Source organism: Chimaeribacter arupi, from assembly GCF_002858805.1.
Taxonomy (GTDB): domain Bacteria; phylum Pseudomonadota; class Gammaproteobacteria; order Enterobacterales; family Enterobacteriaceae; genus Chimaeribacter; species Chimaeribacter arupi.
In genome coordinates this window covers 44,130-60,763 of the sequence record NZ_PJZI01000024.1, presented here as the reverse complement: position 1 = coordinate 60,763, position 16,634 = coordinate 44,130, and the positions used below count along the sequence as shown (strand labels likewise).

The following is a 16,634-nucleotide window of genomic DNA, read 5'->3' as shown; positions in this document are numbered from 1 at the left end:
CCGGAGGCAAAATACGCCCGGCGTTGCCGCACGCCTATGCCGGCACCCGGTTAACAAAAAAGGCCCGTTATCCGGGCCTTTGCTAAGGAAAATGCGTCACGCACGCGGCGTCAGAAATCCACGGTCATGGAGAGTTTCAGCTCGCGCGGGTCGCCCTGGGTGAGGTAGCCGCCGGCGGCGGACGCCCAGTAGTGTTCGTTGGTGACGTTTTCCACCCCGGCGCGCCAGACGATGTTGTTCTCGCTGCGTTGCATGTCATAGCGTACGCCCAGGTCCAGGCGCGTCCAGGCAGGCAGTTGCAGGTCATTCGCTTCATCCGCGTACTGCCCCCCGGTGCGGATCACCTTGCCGGTGGCCGTGACACCCGCCAGCCCAGGAATGTCATATTCGCCGGAGACTACCCAGTGGTAGCGCGGCACGCCGACCGCGTCTTTGCCGTCATAGCTGCCGTCCTGGGTTTTGGTCATCTCCGGGTCGAGCAGCGTCAGGCTGCCGTTGAGGCGCACGCCATACACCGGTTCGCCGAACAGGTTCAGCTCCAGGCCGCGGTTACGCACTTCGCCGTAGTTGCCGTAGTCGTAGTGGTCGCCCGACAGCTGGTACATGCTCTCCGGCTTAGTGATTTCAAACAGCGCCAGTGACGCCGCCACCCGGCCAAAGTCCGCTTTCACGCCCACTTCATCCTGTTTGGAGGTCACAATGCCCGCCGTCTGGCCGCCGTTGCTGACGCGCAGGCCGTTGTAGGTGGTGGCCCCGCTTTCACCGGCCTGCAACGCCTCGATATGGTTAGCGTAGAACGAGACGTTATCCCAGGGTTTGAGCACCAGGCCAAAGGCCGGGGTGACTTTGGTTTCGTCAAACGTGCCGGACTCCACGCCATAGTAGCCGTAGTTACGCACCGCGATGCTCTGGCGGCGCAACCCGGCGATCACCTGTATCCGCTCATCCAGCACTGACAGCGTGTCGGAGATCGCATAACCCTGGTTGCGGATACGGCTGCGCACGTGCGGGTCGCCCATGTCTCCGCCGGCATAGCGGTCAACCAGCGGTTCGGTGTGTGCCACCGGGGCATAAATATTGCTGCTGACCGAGGCGGTGGTCAGGGTATAGGCGGAGCGCGTTTTGGTGTAGGCATTGGAGTAGCCGATGTTGATGCGGTGGCTGACGACGCCGGTGTCAAAGGTGCCGCGGATACCGGTGTTGCCGGAAACGTTGTCCGAGAAGTAAGGCACGGTCATGCGGCTCATGGTGGTGTCGCCGGCGTCATTGGCCAGCGTCGGTGAGCTGTATTTGCCATATTCATGGTTATGGCTGGCACCCAGCGCGCCGTACACCGTCCAGTTCTCCGCCACGTCATACTCGCCTTTCAGCATCCCGAACTCGGTTTCAAGATCGGTATAGGCCCACTGCTGGCCGTAGTTGGTGGTGGCGGACGGCGCATCAGGAATGCGGGTGGCGCTGCCGGTATAGACGACCGGGCGGCCGCCGTGCACCGTCTGGTGGGCTGCGCCGACATCAAGTGAGCCGCGGAAACGGTCGCCCCGGTAGTCCAGCCCCAGGCTGCCGCCGGTCAGGCGGCGTTTCTCGCCGTCAATCGCCGTTTCGCCTTCGCGGTGGATCAGGTTAACCCGCACGCCAACGCGGTTGTCTTCCCCAAACCGGCGGGCCAGATCCAGCGAACCGCCGACCTGTGAGGCCGAGGTGTAATCCAGGGAGACGCGCGTCAGCGGCGTGTCGTCGGCACGTTTCGGCTCGATGTTCACATTGCCGCCGACCCCGGTGCCGCCCGGCGGCACGCCGTTCAGAAACGCGCTGGCACCTTTGAGCAGTTCCACACGCTCCGCAAAGAAGGTCGAGACGATCTGGCGCGGCAACACGCCGTACAGGCCGCCGTAGGAGATGTCATCGGTGGCGAGCGTGAAACCGCGCACCACATAGTTTTCCGCAAAGTTGCCGTAGCCGTAGCTGCTCTCGACCGAGGCGTCATTGTCCAGCACGTCAGAGAGCGTATGCGCCTGCTGGTCTTGTAAGAGTTTGCTGGTGTAACTGACGATGCTGAACGGCACATTTTCCGCTTTCTGCTCCCCCAGGAAACCGAGGCGGCCGCCGTTGGCGATCTGCCCGTCCAGGTAGGCGGGCACCAGCGCATCACTGCCGGCGTTGAAGGTGCTGTCCGGTGCGGTGGCGGTCACCACCAGCTGGTCACCCTGCGGGGCGGGCTGAGGCGTGTCTGATGTGGCCGCGCCCGGTTCTGCGGCATTCGCCACCCCGGCTGCGGCCACGAGGGCCAGCAGGATCTGGGTGGACAGCATTGTTTTTTTTATGGCTGAGTGCATGCGCTAATCCCTGTAAAAAGAAATGATAACCGTTATCATTATCACCGCGCATTATCATGAGTCGACAGGGGTTTGGCAAGATACGCCCGGCTGCTCACAGGCTACCTGCCCGATTTTTTTCGCGCCCCACGCCGGGCGGCACGCAGCAGGCGGTTAAACAACGGGCAGAGAAGATGGCCGGATGCCGGGCAGGCGGCCGCATGGCGCAAGCCGTCGCGCACTTTTTCCAGATGGCGGATCTGCTGGTCTACCTCATCGGCTTTTGCCGCCAGCTGCGCGCGGTCAAGCACCGGCGCGCGTTCATTGCCCAGCATCGCGGCGATCTCCAGCAAAGAAAACCCGGCACGTTGCCCCAGCACGATCAACGCCAGCAGTGGCAAGACGTCCGCGCGGTATTGCCGCCGCAGGCCGTGGCGGCCCACTGACCGGATTAACCCTTTCTCCTCATAAAACCGCAGCGTGGCGGGGGTCAGCCCGCTTCGTGCTGCCACGTCACCAATATCCAGCTCCCGCATCTTGACCTCAAGTGAACTTCAGGTTGCACACTCCCGGTACGTTAACACGGGGTTAACGCATTAACGCAGAGGAAAAATCATGACGGAGAGTCTGTTGGGCTGTGTGTGGCTCGGCATCGGGGCAACCGGGCTAATGGATCTGTGGGCGCGGCTCCAGCGCATGGCGTCCGGCACGCCGTCGCTGGATTATGCGCTGGTCGGGCGCTGGCTGGCGCTGATGCGCAATGGCCGGTTTTGCCATCGCCCGATCATGGCAGCAGCGCCGGTGAGGGGCGAACGCCTGCTCGGCTGGCTGTGCCACTATGCGATTGGCATCGTGTTTGCCGCGCTGCTGGTGGCCGCCGGGCCGCAGTGGCTGAAGCAACCGACGTTGTTGCCCGCCCTGCTGGTCGGGATGCTGAGCCTTACCGCACCTTCCTTTATCCTGCAACCTGCGCTGGGGTTTGGTGTGGCGGCATCCCGCACCCCGGCCCCCGGCCCCCGGCCCCGGCCACCGCCCGCCTGCGCAGTGTGAAAAGCCACCTGACGTTTGGGCTTGGGCTGTATCTGGCGGCCGTGGCCGGCGCCCCTTTGTGGCAGTAAGGCACGGTTTACGCTGAGGTGCTACGCTGAAAAACCCGGACACGAATCATTAAGGACGATTACTCTATGCAAATCAGCGAATTCTCATCAGGCCTTACCCTGCCCTCTGCCTCTGTCCGGCTATTGCCGCCTTCTCTGGCGCGGGTGGATGAGGCGTTTGCCGCACTGGCCTCAGTACCGAAGCCGCACTTTTCCTTCCTGCCCTGGGCATTAGGTACGTTTACCCCCGAAGGGGTGCGGGAGGATATGCAACAGGCGATAGACCATTTTGAGCAGGACAGTGAGGAGTACCGCTTTCTGATTGTGCCACGCCACGGCGACGGATTGTTGGGCTGCATCGGGCTGCAAATCCGTAACCCGGCCCTGCCGTTTTATGAACTGGGTTACTGGCTGGTGCCGGAAGCGACCGGCCATGGCTATGCCTCACAGGCGGTAGAGGTGCTGACGGCCTTTGCCTTTGCGCGGCTGAAGGCCCGGCGGCTGGAGATCCGCATGTCCGGGCGCAATGTGAAAAGCCGGCAGGTGGCAGAACGCAGCGGTTTCCGGCATGAGGCCACGCTGCAACAGGAGCGTATGAACCCGGACGGCTGCCCGGATGATACGCTGATCTATGCGCTGCTCCGCCCGGCCCCCTAACGCAACAGTTTCAGCGCGCCGGTCAGCGAACTGACCCATTTTTTCGGCCCGCACAGCGCGATGCCGTCCAGCGTTTCGCCGGAGAGGTTGCGCTCCGGCAGCGCCTGGCCGTACTCGTCGAAATCGTGCATCCGGCGGGCAAAGGCCGGGAAGACCACCACCGCTTTAATGTCATTCGCCCCTTCGCTGCGTTTCAGCAACGCCTGTAAGGTCGCTTCGTCCGCCTGCAATACCGGCATCGGCAATCTGGAGCTGACATCAATCTCCAGCCCGGTCACGTCCGTGAGTTTGCCGCCAAATACCTGCGGGTGGCGGGCGCCCAGCCCGGCGGCCAGGGTGGCGGCGGTGTTGGCCATCAGCCCCACCGGTAACGCCGGGTTGACGATAATGGCGACACGGTAATCACTCATGTTCCTGCTCTCCTGCGGTTAAGGTCTGCACAAAGTGTACCCCGCCGCCTGCGGTAAAAATTTTCTTTCTCACCCCTGCCCGGCTGTTTTATGGTAAAAATTACCGGCATTACCTCTTATTCAGGAAAATCATTTCATGGCCTTGACCCGGCAGGACACCCTTCTGTTAAAAGCACTGCAAACAGACAGCCGCATCACCAACCAGGCACTGGCCGACGCGGCCGGGATGGCCCCCTCCCCCTGCTGGCGGCGCGTTAAGCAGCTGGAAGAGGCGGGGTTGATTACCGGTTACCGCGCGCAGCTTGACCGGCAAAAGCTCGGGCTGGGGCTGCTGGCGTTTATCCGCATCAAAATTGACAGCCACAGTGAGCAGGAAGCGCTGCGTTTTGAAGCCCAGGTGCAGGAATTGCCGCAGGTGATCGCCTGTTACGCCACGGCGGGCAGTGCTGATTTCCTGTTGCAGGTGGTGGCGCAGGATCTGGAGCAGTATTCGGAATTTGCGATGGCGGTGATCCGGCGGCTGCCGGGCATCAAAGAGATGGAGACGTCGTTTGTGCTGAAAGAGATTAAACCCTATACCGCATTGCCGCTTGGGCTGGGGAAAAACCGCCCACGGCTGGACGAATTTTAACCCCGCCCGGCGTAACCGGTTCCGGCCGGAAACATCACCGGCCGGAACCGGGCGAAGGCCGCGCAGGACGCGGGCTACAGGCGATAACCTGTGGCTTTTTTCCCGCTTACCCACACCCTGACGGCCCATTTATCCACAGAAAATGTGGATAACTCTGGGTAAGGCACTAAACCTTACCCCGCCACCTTCAGCACAATCTTGCCGATGTGCTCGCCGTTTTCCATGCGGCGGTGGGCATCAGCGACCTGGGCCAGCGGGTAGACTTTGTCGATCATCGGCAGGCAGCGGCCGGCGGAGAGCGCAGGCCAGACCTGCTCGTGCAGCGCGTCGGCGATCTCCGCTTTCTGCGCAGCGGTGCGTGAGCGCAGCAGTGACCCGGTGACAATCGCCTGTTTCGCCAGGATCGGCATCACGTTGATCTCTTTGGCGACGGCGGAGCCAAGGAAGCCGATGATCACCAGCCGCCCGAACTGCGCCAGCGAGGCGATGTTGCGCTCAAAATAGGGGCCGCCCATGATGTCGAGGATCACGTCGACGCCTTTGCCATCGGTGTGCTCCGCGATCGCCTCGGCAAAATCCTGCTCACGGTAGTTAATGGCGGTAGCCCCCAGCGCCCGGATGGCAGCGCATTTCTCTTCACTGCCGGCGGTGGCGAACGCCTCAATGCCGCGCTCGCGGCACAGCATCAGCGTGGTGGTGCCGATGCCGCTGGTGCCGCCGTGCACCAGCACTTTGTCGCCTTTTTTAGCCTTGCCCATGGCAAACACATTGGCCCAGACGGTGAAGAAAGTCTCCGGGATCGCCGCGGCGCTCTCCATCGACATGCCGTCCGGCACCGGCAGCGCCTGGGTGGCAGGCACCGTGCAATATTCCGCATAGCCGCCGCCGTTGGTCAGCGCGCAGACGCGGTCGCCCACCTGATAACGGCTGACATTGTTGCCCACGGCGACCACTTCCCCGGCAATCTCCAGCCCCGGCACCGGGTCCATGCCCGGCTTCATCGGGTAGTGGCCGGCACGCTGGAGCACATCCGGGCGGTTGACGCCCGCCGCATGGACTTTCACCAGCAGTTCGCCCTCAGCCGGTTGCGGCACCGGGGCGGTCTGCGGTTGCAACACCTCCGGCCCGCCCGGCTCGGTGATGGCGATAAAGGTCATGGTGTCCGGCAAGGTAATCTGTGACATAAGCTCTCTCATGGTGTGTGCATTTCTTTATAGCGTAGGCGATCCTGCGGCCGGCTGATTAGCTGGATGTGGCCTTTGCCATACAGCGCTGGTAACGGTCGTTGACCCGGTTGGCAAACCAGGCGGTGGTCAGCTTACGGGTGATTTTCGGGCTTTCCAGGGTGATCCCCGGCAGCACCGCACGCGGCACCGGCTTCCCGGCCAGCTTGTCGGCGCGGGCATAGACGCGTTGGTAGAGCGTGGTGTCACTGAAGCCCTCCTCCTCGCCCTGCTCCAGCGCGCGGCGGATTTCGCGTTCGCTGAGATCCAGCGTCTTGCCCAGCGTGCGCACCGCCAGCTCCGTGGTGCCGGGGGTGTCGCTGTCATAGCGGATCAGGTCACCGTCCAGCGCCAGCGGGATGCCGCTGATGCGGCTTACCGCCTGCTGGAAAGCGGCGTTGCGGCTGGCGTACCACCCGGCGTTGAAATCGGCGAAGCGGTAGAGCGGTGTCGGGTAGTCCGTTGGGTAGCCGAGCAGGTGCATCGTGCCGAAATAGATCCCGCCCCGGCGGCTGAAGACTTCCCGGCGGATGGAGCCGTCCACCGGGTAGGGGTAGCCTTTGGCGTGGGCTTCCGCAAACGCGATGCTGACCTGCATCGGCCCGCCGGTATGCACCGGGTTAAGGTTGCCGAACAGCCGCTGGCCCATCGGCACCATGCCGATGAAATCATCAAAAATCTCGCTCAGCTCTTTCTCATTGCGCACCTTGTCGAGCCGCGCGCTGTAGGACTTTCCGTTGGAGGACGGGATCAACAGCGCGGTACGCACCACAAAGGCCGGGATGTGCTTCTCCCCGGCGCGGCGCTCAATCTCCTTCCAGGCAATCTTGCCCAGCCCCGGCACCGGCGCATCCGCCTTGAAATTGGACTCCTGCTCCGTCACCGCCAGCACCGCGCAGAGGTTGCTGTGGCTTGGGGTCAGTTGCTGGGCGGCAAAGGCCGCGGTGATGTCTGTGGCCCAGCCTTTGCGGTCAGCAGCGGAAGCGGGCATCAGCCGCACCACTTCGGCGTGCACGTCGGCCGGGCGTATCTCAGGCGCCTCGGTTTTCGGTTTGCTGGTGCAACCGGCCAGCGCCAGCAGCGCCACCCACGCCAGCGGGCGCACAGAAAAACGCACAGGCGGCACAGAAAAGGCAGTCAGTTCCATAAGTTCCCTATCATCGTGGTCAGGCGGGCGTGAAGCGTCCCTTTGTGACTACCGTAACAAATCCCTCGGGGGTGAACCAGCCACTGATAGCGGCAGCCTATCGGTAACGCCGGTTTTTCATGCTGCCGGGTGATTTTCTTAACATGCACTACAATTTTCCTAATCGTTTCTGAAAGCAAGAGTGAGAGCATAAGATGAAAGAGAAGAATGGAGCGATTGGGATTGCCCCTTATGGCGGCTCAGCGGGTGGCTGGGGCGCACTGAAAGCGGTGGCGGATGCGATCCGCGGCCAGATGGCAGTGAAACAGGATGTGATTGCGCTGTTCAGGATGAACCAGCCGCAGGGGTTTGACTGCCCCGGCTGCGCCTGGCCCGACCCGCTGCACACCTCGTCATTTGAGTTTTGTGAGAACGGCGCGAAAGCGGTCTCCTGGGAGGCCACCGGCAAACGCGCCACGCCGGATTTCTTCGCTGCGCACCCGGTGAAAGAACTGTGGGAACGCCACGATTTTGATCTGGAAAACGAAGGGCGCCTCACCCATCCGATGAAATATGATCGCGACACTGACACTTATCAGGTCATCGAATGGGACACCGCCTTCCAGGAGATCGGCGCGCTGATGCAGGGCTATGATGACCCGGACAGCGTGGAGTTTTACACCTCCGGCCGCGCCTCGAATGAGGCGGCCTTCCTCTACCAGTTGTTCGCGCGCGAATACGGCACCAACAACTTCCCGGACTGCTCCAACATGTGCCACGAGCCGACCAGCGTCGGGCTGCCGGTCTCCATCGGCGTCGGCAAGGGCACGGTGGAACTGGAAGATTTCGACCACTGCGATCTGGTGCTGTGTGTCGGCCATAACCCCGGCACCAACCACCCGCGGATGCTCGGCACCCTGCGGGAAGTGGCGAAACGCGGCGGCACCATTGTGGCGTTCAACCCATTGCAGGAGCGCGGGCTGGAGCGCTTTACCTCCCCGCAAAGCCCGCTGGAGATGCTGACGCTCAGCTCAACCCGCCTCTCCTCCACCTACTACAAGGTGCGGGTCGGCGGTGACGCTGCGATGGTCAAGGGCATCATGAAATCGCTGCTGTCGCTGCACAACGAGGCACTGAGCAAGGGCGAAAAAGGGGTGATCGACGAGGCGTTTATTGCCGAGCACACCCAGGGCTTCGAGGAACTCAAGGCTGACCTGGAAGCGACTGACTGGGCGGACATTGAGCGCGTCTCCGGCCTGAGCCACAAAGACATCCTGCATATCGCGCGCCTGTACGCCAAAGCGGAGCGCACCATCCTCTGTTACGGCATGGGCATCACCCAGCACCAGTACGGCACCAAGAATGTGCAGCAGCTCGCCAACCTGATGCTGATGCGCGGCAACATCGGCAAGAAAGGTGCCGGTATCTGCCCGCTGCGCGGCCACTCCAACGTGCAGGGCGACCGCACGGTGGGCATTACCGAGATCCCGAACCAGGCCCTGCTGGACGGCATTGAGCGCACGTTTGGCTTCACCCCGCCAACCAAACATGGCCACGGTGCCGTGGCGACCATCCGTGCGATGCACGAGGGCAAAGCCAAAGCGCTGTTCTGCCTCGGCGGCAATTTGCCGGTCGCCATGCCGGAGCCGGAAACCTGTTTCGAGGGGATGCGCAAGCTGGATCTGGCGGTGCATATGGCCACCAAGCTGAACCGCTCGCACCTGGCGGTGGCGAAGCACACCTACCTGTTCCCGGTGATTGGCCGCACCGAGCGTGATACCCAGCTCTCCGGCGACCAGTCGGTGACGGTGGAGGATTCGATGTCGATGGTGCACGCCTCACGCGGGTCGCTGGAACCCGCCTCGCCGCACCTGAAGTCAGAACCCGCGCTGGTGGCGGCGCTGGCGAAGGCTTCCCTGCCCAATACCGTGGTGCCGTGGGACAAGCTGGTGTCTGACTACCACTTCATCCGCGATGCGATTGAGTCGGTGTTCCCGGCGTTCAAGGACTTCAACAAACGCATCATGAATCACGGCGGTTTCCGGCTCTATAACGCCGCCTCGGAGCGCAAATGGAACACGCCAAGCGGCAAGGCCAATTTCATTGTGATGCACGGGATTAACGAAGACCCGCGTTCGGCGCAGGGGCATGACCTGGTGCTGACCACCCTGCGCAGCCATGACCAGTACAACACCACGCTGTACGGCATGAATGACCGTTACCGCGGCGTCACCGGCCGCCGCGATGTGCTGTTCATCAACGCGGATGAAGCGGAAAGCCGCCGGTTGCGCGTGGGTGACAAGGTCAACGTGGTGGCGCTGGCCCCGGACGGCACACCGACCGCGCGCCGGATGGATAACCTGACGGTGGTGGTGCATGACATGGCCCCCGGCTCGGTGGCGACTTACTACCCGGAAGGCAACGTGCTGGTGCCGCTCAACAGCTATGACGATGAGAGCGGCATCCCGGCCTATAAAAATGTGCCGATTGCGCTGGAGCACTGTGCCTGACCGGCGCAGGAGCCTGACGTAACCCCGCCCAGCCGCCCCTCCGGGGCGGCTTTTTTCTGCCTGTCGGGTGCGGCCGCAAAAAGCCCGCGACAACCGCCGCTGCCGCACGTCACAATACGTTTTTCCCTATGGAGTCAGGCCGATGCTACGAAAAATGACCGAACCGGAGTTCGCGCCCTGGGCGCAGCTGTTTCTGGCGGAATACGCCGATGACCTCAGCGCCAACTATGGTTTCGACGCGCTGCGGGCGCGGTCAGAGGCGCAACAGGCCCTGCACGCGGTGTTGCCGCAGGGCGTGGAGACGGAACGGCAGGTGCTGCTGGTGATTGAACATCAGGGCGAATGCGTGGGCTACCTCTGGTATCAGCGCAATGAAACCAATGCCTTCATCATGGATTTCCTGGTCTTGCCGCCGTTCCGCGGTGCAGGGCATGGGCGGCAGGCGCTGGCCGACCTGGAAACACAGCTGGCCGCCGGGGGCATCAGCGAGGTGCGGCTGCGGGTGGCGGCGGACAACCCGCGCGCCCGGCAGCTGTATGAGGCCTGTGGCTACCACATCACCGGCCACAATATGAGCAAACAGGTGTAGGCGGTGCAGGCCGCCCGGCGCTACGGGCGGCGCAGCACCGGGGCGACCGGGTCGTCCCACACCAGACGGCGGGCGGCGGCATCATAGCGCAGGCGGATCACCCCGTCCGGGTGCTCCGCCGCGCCCGGCCCCAGGTCATCCAGCGTGGCGCGCCCCGCCTGACAGGCCACGGCAAACTCCAGGAAGGCGGCCACGGCGGCCTCATAGGCAAACGCCGGGTCATTCACCGGCAACGGCAGCCGGAACTGGGCCCCAGGGGTGTCCGCGTCCAGCGCCAGCGGCGCGACGTCGTTCTTCAGCATCCCTTCGCGCGCGGGCTGTTGGGCGGCCACCTCACGGGCAAAACCGCCGAGCCGCTGTTTAAGCCAGTCGTAGGCATCTTTCGCCAGTTCGCCGACCAGGGCCGCCAGAAATGTCTGTGCAAAAGCGACAACCACCAGCGCCGGGGTGGTGAGTTCAATGGTCACCGGGGCGCCCGGCGGCGCACGGCGCAGATGCAGTTCGATCCCGCGGGTGGCGAGATCGGCCTGTAACCCGGCGATCTCATCTGCGGCACTCTCTCGGTATTGGGTCAGCACAATCTGCGGCATGGGGTTTCTCCAGGGGCTGCGCCCGGTGGCGCGGGTGTAAAGAAAGCATAGCCGAGAGATAACGGCAAAGGGGCTGCCGTTGCGGGTGAACGTCTCAACGCGATCGCGTGCTTCTCTGTTCCCTCCGCGGCTCAGCACTGCGCACAGAGAGAAATTCGCCGCATTTCCTCTATGGAATTTGCCTTATTCCCTGCTTTCGGCGCTTATTTCCACGTTCTTCTTGTATTTTTTGCGGAACAGGCTGTAATGACCAGCCACGTACCTAAGGTAACCACCATGTCCAGCCTTGTCCGCCAGGATGATCAACCCCGCTTGCAGGCGTTAAAAGATCTTCAGATCCTTGACGCCTCCCAGGATGAGATCCTGAATAAAATTACTGCGTTGACCTGCAAAATGCTGGATATGCCTACCTGTCTGGTGACCCTGATCACTGATGAGAAGCAGTGCATCAAAGCCAAAACCAACTTCCCGCTGGATGAAACCAGCCGCGACGACGCCTTCTGCCAGTACACCCTGCATAATGACGGGGTGCTGGTCTGCCCCGATACCTGGCTGGATGAACGGTTCTACCGCCTGCCGCTGGCCCGCCAGCCGGAACAGCCGCTGCGCTTTTATGCCGGTGCGCCGCTGACCACCGACGACGGCGTGGCGATCGGCAGCCTGTGTGTGATCGACTACCAGCCGCGCACCTTTACGGCCGAGCAGTGCCGCACCCTGCAGGAGATGGCCGCGGTAGTGATGGCGCTGTTGCAGTCACGCAGCGCCGTGGGGCTGGTGGATGCGGTGACCGGCCTGCCCAACCGCCAGCGGCTGATTGCGGATTTGCATGAAATCCTGAGCGGGCCGCCGGACTGCGTGCTGGTATTGATTGACTGCATCAACATCACCTACGCCTATGAAATGGGCCGCTCGCTGGGGATGCCGATGGTGGAGCAGATGCTGTGCGAAATCGGCGATGCCCTGCACCGGGCGTTCTGCGGGCAGGAGAAAATCTACTGCGTGGCCACCGGCCGTTTTGCGATGTGGGTGCCGCAGGCTCGCAGTGAAACCGTGCTGCACACGCTGATGCAGTGCTCAGAATCCCTGCCCGCCGGCCTGAGCCTGCCGGTGCCGATCCGCCTCGAGATGCACATCGGCTATACCGGTTTCCGCGTGCCGGTTGCGGCCCCGCAGCAGGTGTTACGCAAAGCGATGAGCGCCCTGCATGACGCCATCGACCAGGAGATGCCGTTGATGCCCTACCGCCAGGAGAGTGACGAGGCGCAAAAAAGGGCCTTCCGCCTGCTGAGCGATCTGGTGGAGTGCCTGGACCGTGACACCGGCCTCTACCTGATGTACCAGCCGAAATTTGATGTCAAAGGCGGCCACGCGGTGGGGGCCGAGGCGCTGCTGCGCTGGCAGCACCCGGAATTCGGCGCGGTTTCCCCCGCGCAGTTTGTGCCGCTGGCAGAGAACACCACGCTTATCCGCCCGCTCACCCAATGGGTGATCGCCCAGGCCACGCGCCAGCTCCGCCAGTGGCGCAACCAGGGCATTATGTTGCCGGTGGCGGTCAACGTGGCGGTCAGTAACTTTGCCGAGCCTGACTTTGTTGACCGGCTGCTGGCGCAGCTGAAAGCGCATGACCTGACCCCGGCGGATTTAGAGATCGAGTGCCTGGAGACGCAGAAAATTTTAGGCAGCCCGGCGGCGCTCGCCTGTTTGCGGCGGCTGCGCGAGGCGGGCTTTGTGCTGGCGCTGGACGATTTCGGCAACGGCCACAGCAACCTGACCTACCTGAAAAGGATCCCGGTTGACGTCATCAAGCTTGACCAGTCCCTGATCCGCCCGCTGCAGTATGATGCCGACTGCCGGATCATCGTCGAGCAGATCATCGGTATGCTGCATATGCTGAAATATGTGGTGGTGGCGGAGGGCGTGGAGGATGAAGCCACCCTGGCCTGGCTGCACCGCGCCGGGTGTGACCGGGTGCAGGGCTTCCACCTGGCCCGGCCGATGCTGCCGGAAGCCGTGAGCGCCCTGCTGCGGCCGGACGCCGTGCCGGAAGCCTGATGTCATAAATTTATACAACTTGCCACGTCTGCTTACCGGGCCGCCACGCAAAGTGCGGCAATTCAGGCTACGCTGTGGGGAGGATCCCCTATTTCCCAACAGTGTCAGGACGTTATGCACACAAAAAATGACCAACAACAGCCCTCGGAACAGAGGGTAAAAAGCATGGCTTACCGCAACGGCAAAGCGGTGGGCGAAGTCACTTCCGAGAACATCAGCGAGATGCTGGCCGCGCCGGACACCTTTATCTGGCTCGGGCTATGGCAACCGGACAACGATTACCTGCGCCACATTCAGCAGGAATTTAACCTGCACGACCTGGCGATTGAGGACGCCCTCACCGCCCACCAGCGGCCGAAAATCGAGCAGTACGGCGACACCTTTTTCATCGTGGCGCATACCGCGCAGAAAATCCGCGACCGCATTGAGTATGGCGAAACCCACCTCTTTTACGGCAAAAACTTCCTGATCACCGTGCGCCACGGCGCCTCCTCCAGCTACGCCAAGGTGCGCGAGCACGCCGAGCAGTGCCCGGAGCAGCTGGCGCGCGGCCCCGGTTACGCGCTCTACTGCGTGCTCGATTTCATCGTGGACAACTACCTCGGCATCGTTGGCGAGTTTTCCAGCCAGTTCGAGGAGATTGAGTCCCGCATGTTTAAAACCGAGTTTGACCAGAAAGCGGTGCGGCAGGTTTACCACCTGCGCCGCCACCTGCTTTCGCTGCGCAACGCGGCGGTGCCGATGCAGGACATCTGCGGCCAGCTGCTGCACCATGACGGCTTGCTGCCGAAGGAGTTGCGCGATTACATGCGTGACGTGCAGGACCACGCGCACCAGGTGATCATGCTGACCGATGACATGCGCGAAATGCTGACCAACGCCACCCACGTCAACCTGGCGCTGGTGTCGGTGCACCAGAACGAAGTGGTGCAACGGCTGGCGGGCTGGGGGGCGATCCTCGCGCTGCCCACGGTGGTGTTCAGCCTTTACGGCATGAACTTCAAAGATATGCCGGAGCTGGACACCAGCTGGGGCTACCCGCTGACGCTCGGCATCACGGTGGTCGGCTGCCTCTGGCTCTACCTGAAACTGCGGCGCGCCGGGTGGCTGTGAGTGTTCTGCCCCCTGCGTGATGCCGGGCAACCTGACGACCAGCCGGTAACAAACCGGCGCTGCCGGCTCAGGTGCGTTCCAGTTGCTGCAGGGTGATCTGTTTTTTGCAATACGCGTAAAGTTTCCGGTGACTCACCTCCGCCTGCCTTGCCATCGCTTTGATCAAATCGGCGGCAAAGGGGGCGGTATGTTTAGACACCGTCACCACCTGCTTTTTCCCCTGGGCGTTATAGCGGATCCATTTTTCATGGCCGGTGGCCCCTTTAGGCTGTAATACAAACCCCATATCCGCCAGCGCCCTGGCGAGTTCCGCATAGGTTAAGGTGCCGACCCTGGCGTTAAACATGGTGCTACAGGGCCGGGCAAGGTTCGGTAAAGACCGAAGATGGCCCTTTGGGCAGGTTGAGTTTCATCAAGAGTGCAATGCGGTAGTACTTTACCCAGAGGCTGAACGGTGCACGGCGGCGCAACATCGCCTCGGTGTGCTCAGGCTCGGCACCGGCTTCCTGAAGATAATCCGCAATCTGTTCTTCCAGCGCATCCCTGGCTTTTTGCATTGAATCCGACTGCGCCGCCAATGAGAGGTCCAGACAAATGGCGACTATCACCCCGTTTTGTGGGTAGATCATGCAACGTAAATTTTTCATGGTTTCTCCTTAATGCCCCGGCGCGCAGTGCCGGAACAGGAAGAATGTTATCGGCTCCCCCCACCTCGCAACAAGTCATACGTCGCTGAAATGCGCAGCGCATTCCAGGAAAAGATAAGGCCGTTCAAAGGCTGCACAGAATAATAGAGGGTTAGCGCAGCGCCGTGTTGCGTTGACATAAAAACGTCATCCGGGCGGTTTACCCTGCTGGCGGCAAGGTAAACTTAACAAGGACTTAAATCATGCGCTTTTCCCGCACGTTGATGGCCGGCGCACTGCTGGCCGCACTGGCCGTGCAGGCCGCTGAGGCCGCCCCGGATGTCACCCGCCTCACCCCGATTGTCGACAGCACCACCCCGGCGGCGGACTCCCCGGCGTTTGTGTCGCTGGAGGCCACCATGCTGGCCGGTTTGCAGCACGCTATCCAGGGCACCGCCCCGGCCCTGACCCGCGCGCAGCTGGAGCAGGCGAAGCAGCACCAACAGGCAGACACCGCCTGGCTCAAGGCCAGCGGCTATGACTTCGGCACAAAAGCCAACCAGCAGGCGGGGATTGCGTTGCTGGAGCCGTTCAACGCGCTGCCGGCGGCCGTTAAAACACAGAGCCTGGAGACCGTCACCGCCATCAACCGTGACGCCACCCAGGGCGAACGCCATCAGGCGCTGGCCGATGCCGAGGGCATCAGCTACCTCTACTTCCTGGCGGACGCGATGGGGCCACGGCTCGGCCAGGCGTTCCTGACTGCCTATGACAAGGGTGAGCTGGGCAAGGCTGCCGCACTGATCAAGGCGAGCGAAGTCAGCACCGGCGCGGCGAAAAAACATTTCAACTATGCACGCCCGTTCCTGCAAACCGGCAACAGCATCCATCTGGTGCCGGATAACGTGGTGATCGCCGACGGCCACCCCTACACCGCCGATGGCGGGGCGTTCCCCAGCGGCCATACCAACACCGGCTACACTGATGCGCTGCTGATGGCGGAGATGATCCCGGAGCGTTTTGTGCCGTTGCTGGATCGCGGGGCGCGTTACGGCTTCTCCCGCGTGGTGCTGGGCGTGCACTACCCGCTGGATGTGATGGGCTCGCGCATGATCGCTGAGCGCAATGTCGCCCACTACCTGAATGACCCGGCCTACCGCACGCTGTTTGAGCAGGCGAAAACCGAACTGCGCAGCGCGCTGGAAAAAGAGTGCGGCATGAGCCTGGCGCAGTGTGCGGCCCCCCAGGGGCAGGATGACCCGTACACCGCCCCGGCGATGCGCAGCTTCTACCGCTTCACCATGACCTACGACTTGCCGAAGGCCACCGCCGCCGCCACGCCGCTGCAGGTGCCGGCCGGGGCAGAGGTGCTGCTGGAAGCGCCGCTGCCGCAGCTCAGTGCCGCCGCCCGCCGTGACCTGATGCGCCATACTGCCCTGGCGGACGGCTACCCGCTCTCCGGCGGCGCAGGTGAGCAGAACTTCTGGCAGCGCCTGAACCTGCATGACGCCGTGCTGGCCGCCAAATAACCCGCCTCCCCCAGCCAGACCGGCCGGTCTGGCTGCTTTTTCAGCATACTTCATGAAAAAACGATGATTCGCGTGCTTATCTGATGGCGCGGACAGGGGTTTTTCTGCTAAAACCCCGCGCCACACCGTCCTGCGCACGCAGCGCCCGGCGCGTCGGCCCGCTTTT

16 protein-coding genes are annotated in these 16,634 nt (G+C 62.6%); 8 read left to right on the top strand and 8 right to left on the bottom strand.

From position 1 onward, the window contains the following. Positions 1-110: 110 nt before the first annotated feature. Both CYR52_RS14495 and CYR52_RS14490 read right to left on the bottom strand, forming a co-directional pair. Positions 111-2,336: a TonB-dependent receptor gene (locus CYR52_RS14495; RefSeq protein ID WP_101828821.1), complete on the bottom strand. Its 2,226-nt coding sequence runs from the start codon at positions 2,334-2,336 to the stop codon at positions 111-113. A gap of 101 nt (positions 2,337-2,437) precedes the next feature. Beyond that, positions 2,438-2,851, bottom strand: coding sequence for a helix-turn-helix domain-containing protein (locus CYR52_RS14490; protein ID WP_101828820.1), 414 nt, complete (start codon positions 2,849-2,851; stop codon positions 2,438-2,440). Between the two features lie 79 nt (positions 2,852-2,930). Between CYR52_RS14490 and CYR52_RS14485 the strand changes: the two genes are divergently transcribed. Together CYR52_RS14485 and CYR52_RS14480 are read left to right on the top strand one after the other, a co-directional pair. Beyond that, the gene (locus CYR52_RS14485) at positions 2,931-3,365 is read left to right on the top strand and encodes a DUF2938 family protein (protein WP_338152951.1); all 435 of its coding nucleotides are present in this window, start codon (positions 2,931-2,933) and stop codon (positions 3,363-3,365) included. Between the two features lie 134 nt (positions 3,366-3,499). Continuing rightward, positions 3,500-4,069 (top strand): GNAT family N-acetyltransferase, encoded by a 570-nt coding sequence (locus CYR52_RS14480; protein WP_101828819.1) that lies wholly within the window; start codon positions 3,500-3,502, stop codon positions 4,067-4,069. Here the strand turns inward: CYR52_RS14480 and CYR52_RS14475 are convergent. Further along, positions 4,066-4,479: a DUF2000 domain-containing protein gene (locus tag CYR52_RS14475; RefSeq protein ID WP_072928378.1), complete on the bottom strand. Its 414-nt coding sequence runs from the start codon at positions 4,477-4,479 to the stop codon at positions 4,066-4,068. The genes CYR52_RS14480 and CYR52_RS14475 overlap by 4 nt on opposite strands. Before the next feature lie 136 nt (positions 4,480-4,615). Here CYR52_RS14475 and CYR52_RS14470 point away from each other — a divergent pair, with 136 nt between their 5' ends. Then, complete coding sequence (locus CYR52_RS14470) at positions 4,616-5,110, top strand: Lrp/AsnC family transcriptional regulator (protein WP_101828818.1); 495 nt, start codon at positions 4,616-4,618, stop codon at positions 5,108-5,110. A 173-nt stretch (positions 5,111-5,283) separates the two neighbouring features. On the opposite strand, the gene CYR52_RS14465 is transcribed toward CYR52_RS14470, so the two are convergent. After that, positions 5,284-6,267, bottom strand: a complete 984-nt coding sequence (locus tag CYR52_RS14465) for an NAD(P)H-quinone oxidoreductase (RefSeq protein WP_206602310.1) — start codon at positions 6,265-6,267, stop codon at positions 5,284-5,286. Positions 6,268-6,352: 85 nt separating this feature from the next. After that, on the bottom strand, positions 6,353-7,480 hold the full coding sequence (locus tag CYR52_RS14460; protein WP_101828817.1) for a DUF1615 domain-containing protein: 1,128 nt from the start codon (positions 7,478-7,480) through the stop codon (positions 6,353-6,355). Positions 7,481-7,674: 194 nt separating this feature from the next. Between CYR52_RS14460 and CYR52_RS14455 the strand changes: the two genes are divergently transcribed. Together CYR52_RS14455 and CYR52_RS14450 are read left to right on the top strand one after the other, a co-directional pair. Continuing rightward, on the top strand, positions 7,675-9,969 hold the full coding sequence (locus CYR52_RS14455) for an FdhF/YdeP family oxidoreductase (RefSeq protein WP_101828816.1): 2,295 nt from the start codon (positions 7,675-7,677) through the stop codon (positions 9,967-9,969). A 142-nt stretch (positions 9,970-10,111) separates the two neighbouring features. After that, a complete protein-coding gene (locus tag CYR52_RS14450) occupies positions 10,112-10,558 on the top strand; it encodes a GNAT family N-acetyltransferase (RefSeq protein ID WP_072928374.1) in 447 nt (148 codons plus the stop codon). 20 nt (positions 10,559-10,578) lie between these two features. Here CYR52_RS14450 and CYR52_RS14445 read toward each other — a convergent pair whose 3' ends face one another. Then, a complete protein-coding gene (locus CYR52_RS14445; RefSeq protein ID WP_101828815.1) occupies positions 10,579-11,148 on the bottom strand; it encodes a hypothetical protein in 570 nt (189 codons plus the stop codon). A gap of 276 nt (positions 11,149-11,424) precedes the next feature. Between CYR52_RS14445 and CYR52_RS14440 the strand changes: the two genes are divergently transcribed. Then, the gene (locus tag CYR52_RS14440) at positions 11,425-13,200 is read left to right on the top strand and encodes a sensor domain-containing phosphodiesterase (protein ID WP_101828814.1); all 1,776 of its coding nucleotides are present in this window, start codon (positions 11,425-11,427) and stop codon (positions 13,198-13,200) included. A gap of 114 nt (positions 13,201-13,314) precedes the next feature. Then, entirely contained in the window at positions 13,315-14,313 is a 999-nt protein-coding gene (locus CYR52_RS14435) for a magnesium and cobalt transport protein CorA (RefSeq protein ID WP_072928371.1), read from the top strand. Positions 14,314-14,380: 67 nt separating this feature from the next. On the opposite strand, the gene CYR52_RS14430 is transcribed toward CYR52_RS14435, so the two are convergent. Then, positions 14,381-14,659 (bottom strand): type II toxin-antitoxin system HicA family toxin, encoded by a 279-nt coding sequence (locus CYR52_RS14430; protein ID WP_101828813.1) that lies wholly within the window; start codon positions 14,657-14,659, stop codon positions 14,381-14,383. Positions 14,660-14,663: 4 nt separating this feature from the next. Further along, positions 14,664-14,960, bottom strand: coding sequence for a DUF1902 domain-containing protein (locus CYR52_RS14425; RefSeq protein ID WP_072928369.1), 297 nt, complete (start codon positions 14,958-14,960; stop codon positions 14,664-14,666). Between the two features lie 242 nt (positions 14,961-15,202). Between CYR52_RS14425 and CYR52_RS14420 the strand changes: the two genes are divergently transcribed. Then, the gene (locus CYR52_RS14420) at positions 15,203-16,468 is read left to right on the top strand and encodes an acid phosphatase (RefSeq protein WP_101828812.1); all 1,266 of its coding nucleotides are present in this window, start codon (positions 15,203-15,205) and stop codon (positions 16,466-16,468) included. The last annotated feature ends 166 nt before the right edge of the window (positions 16,469-16,634 follow it).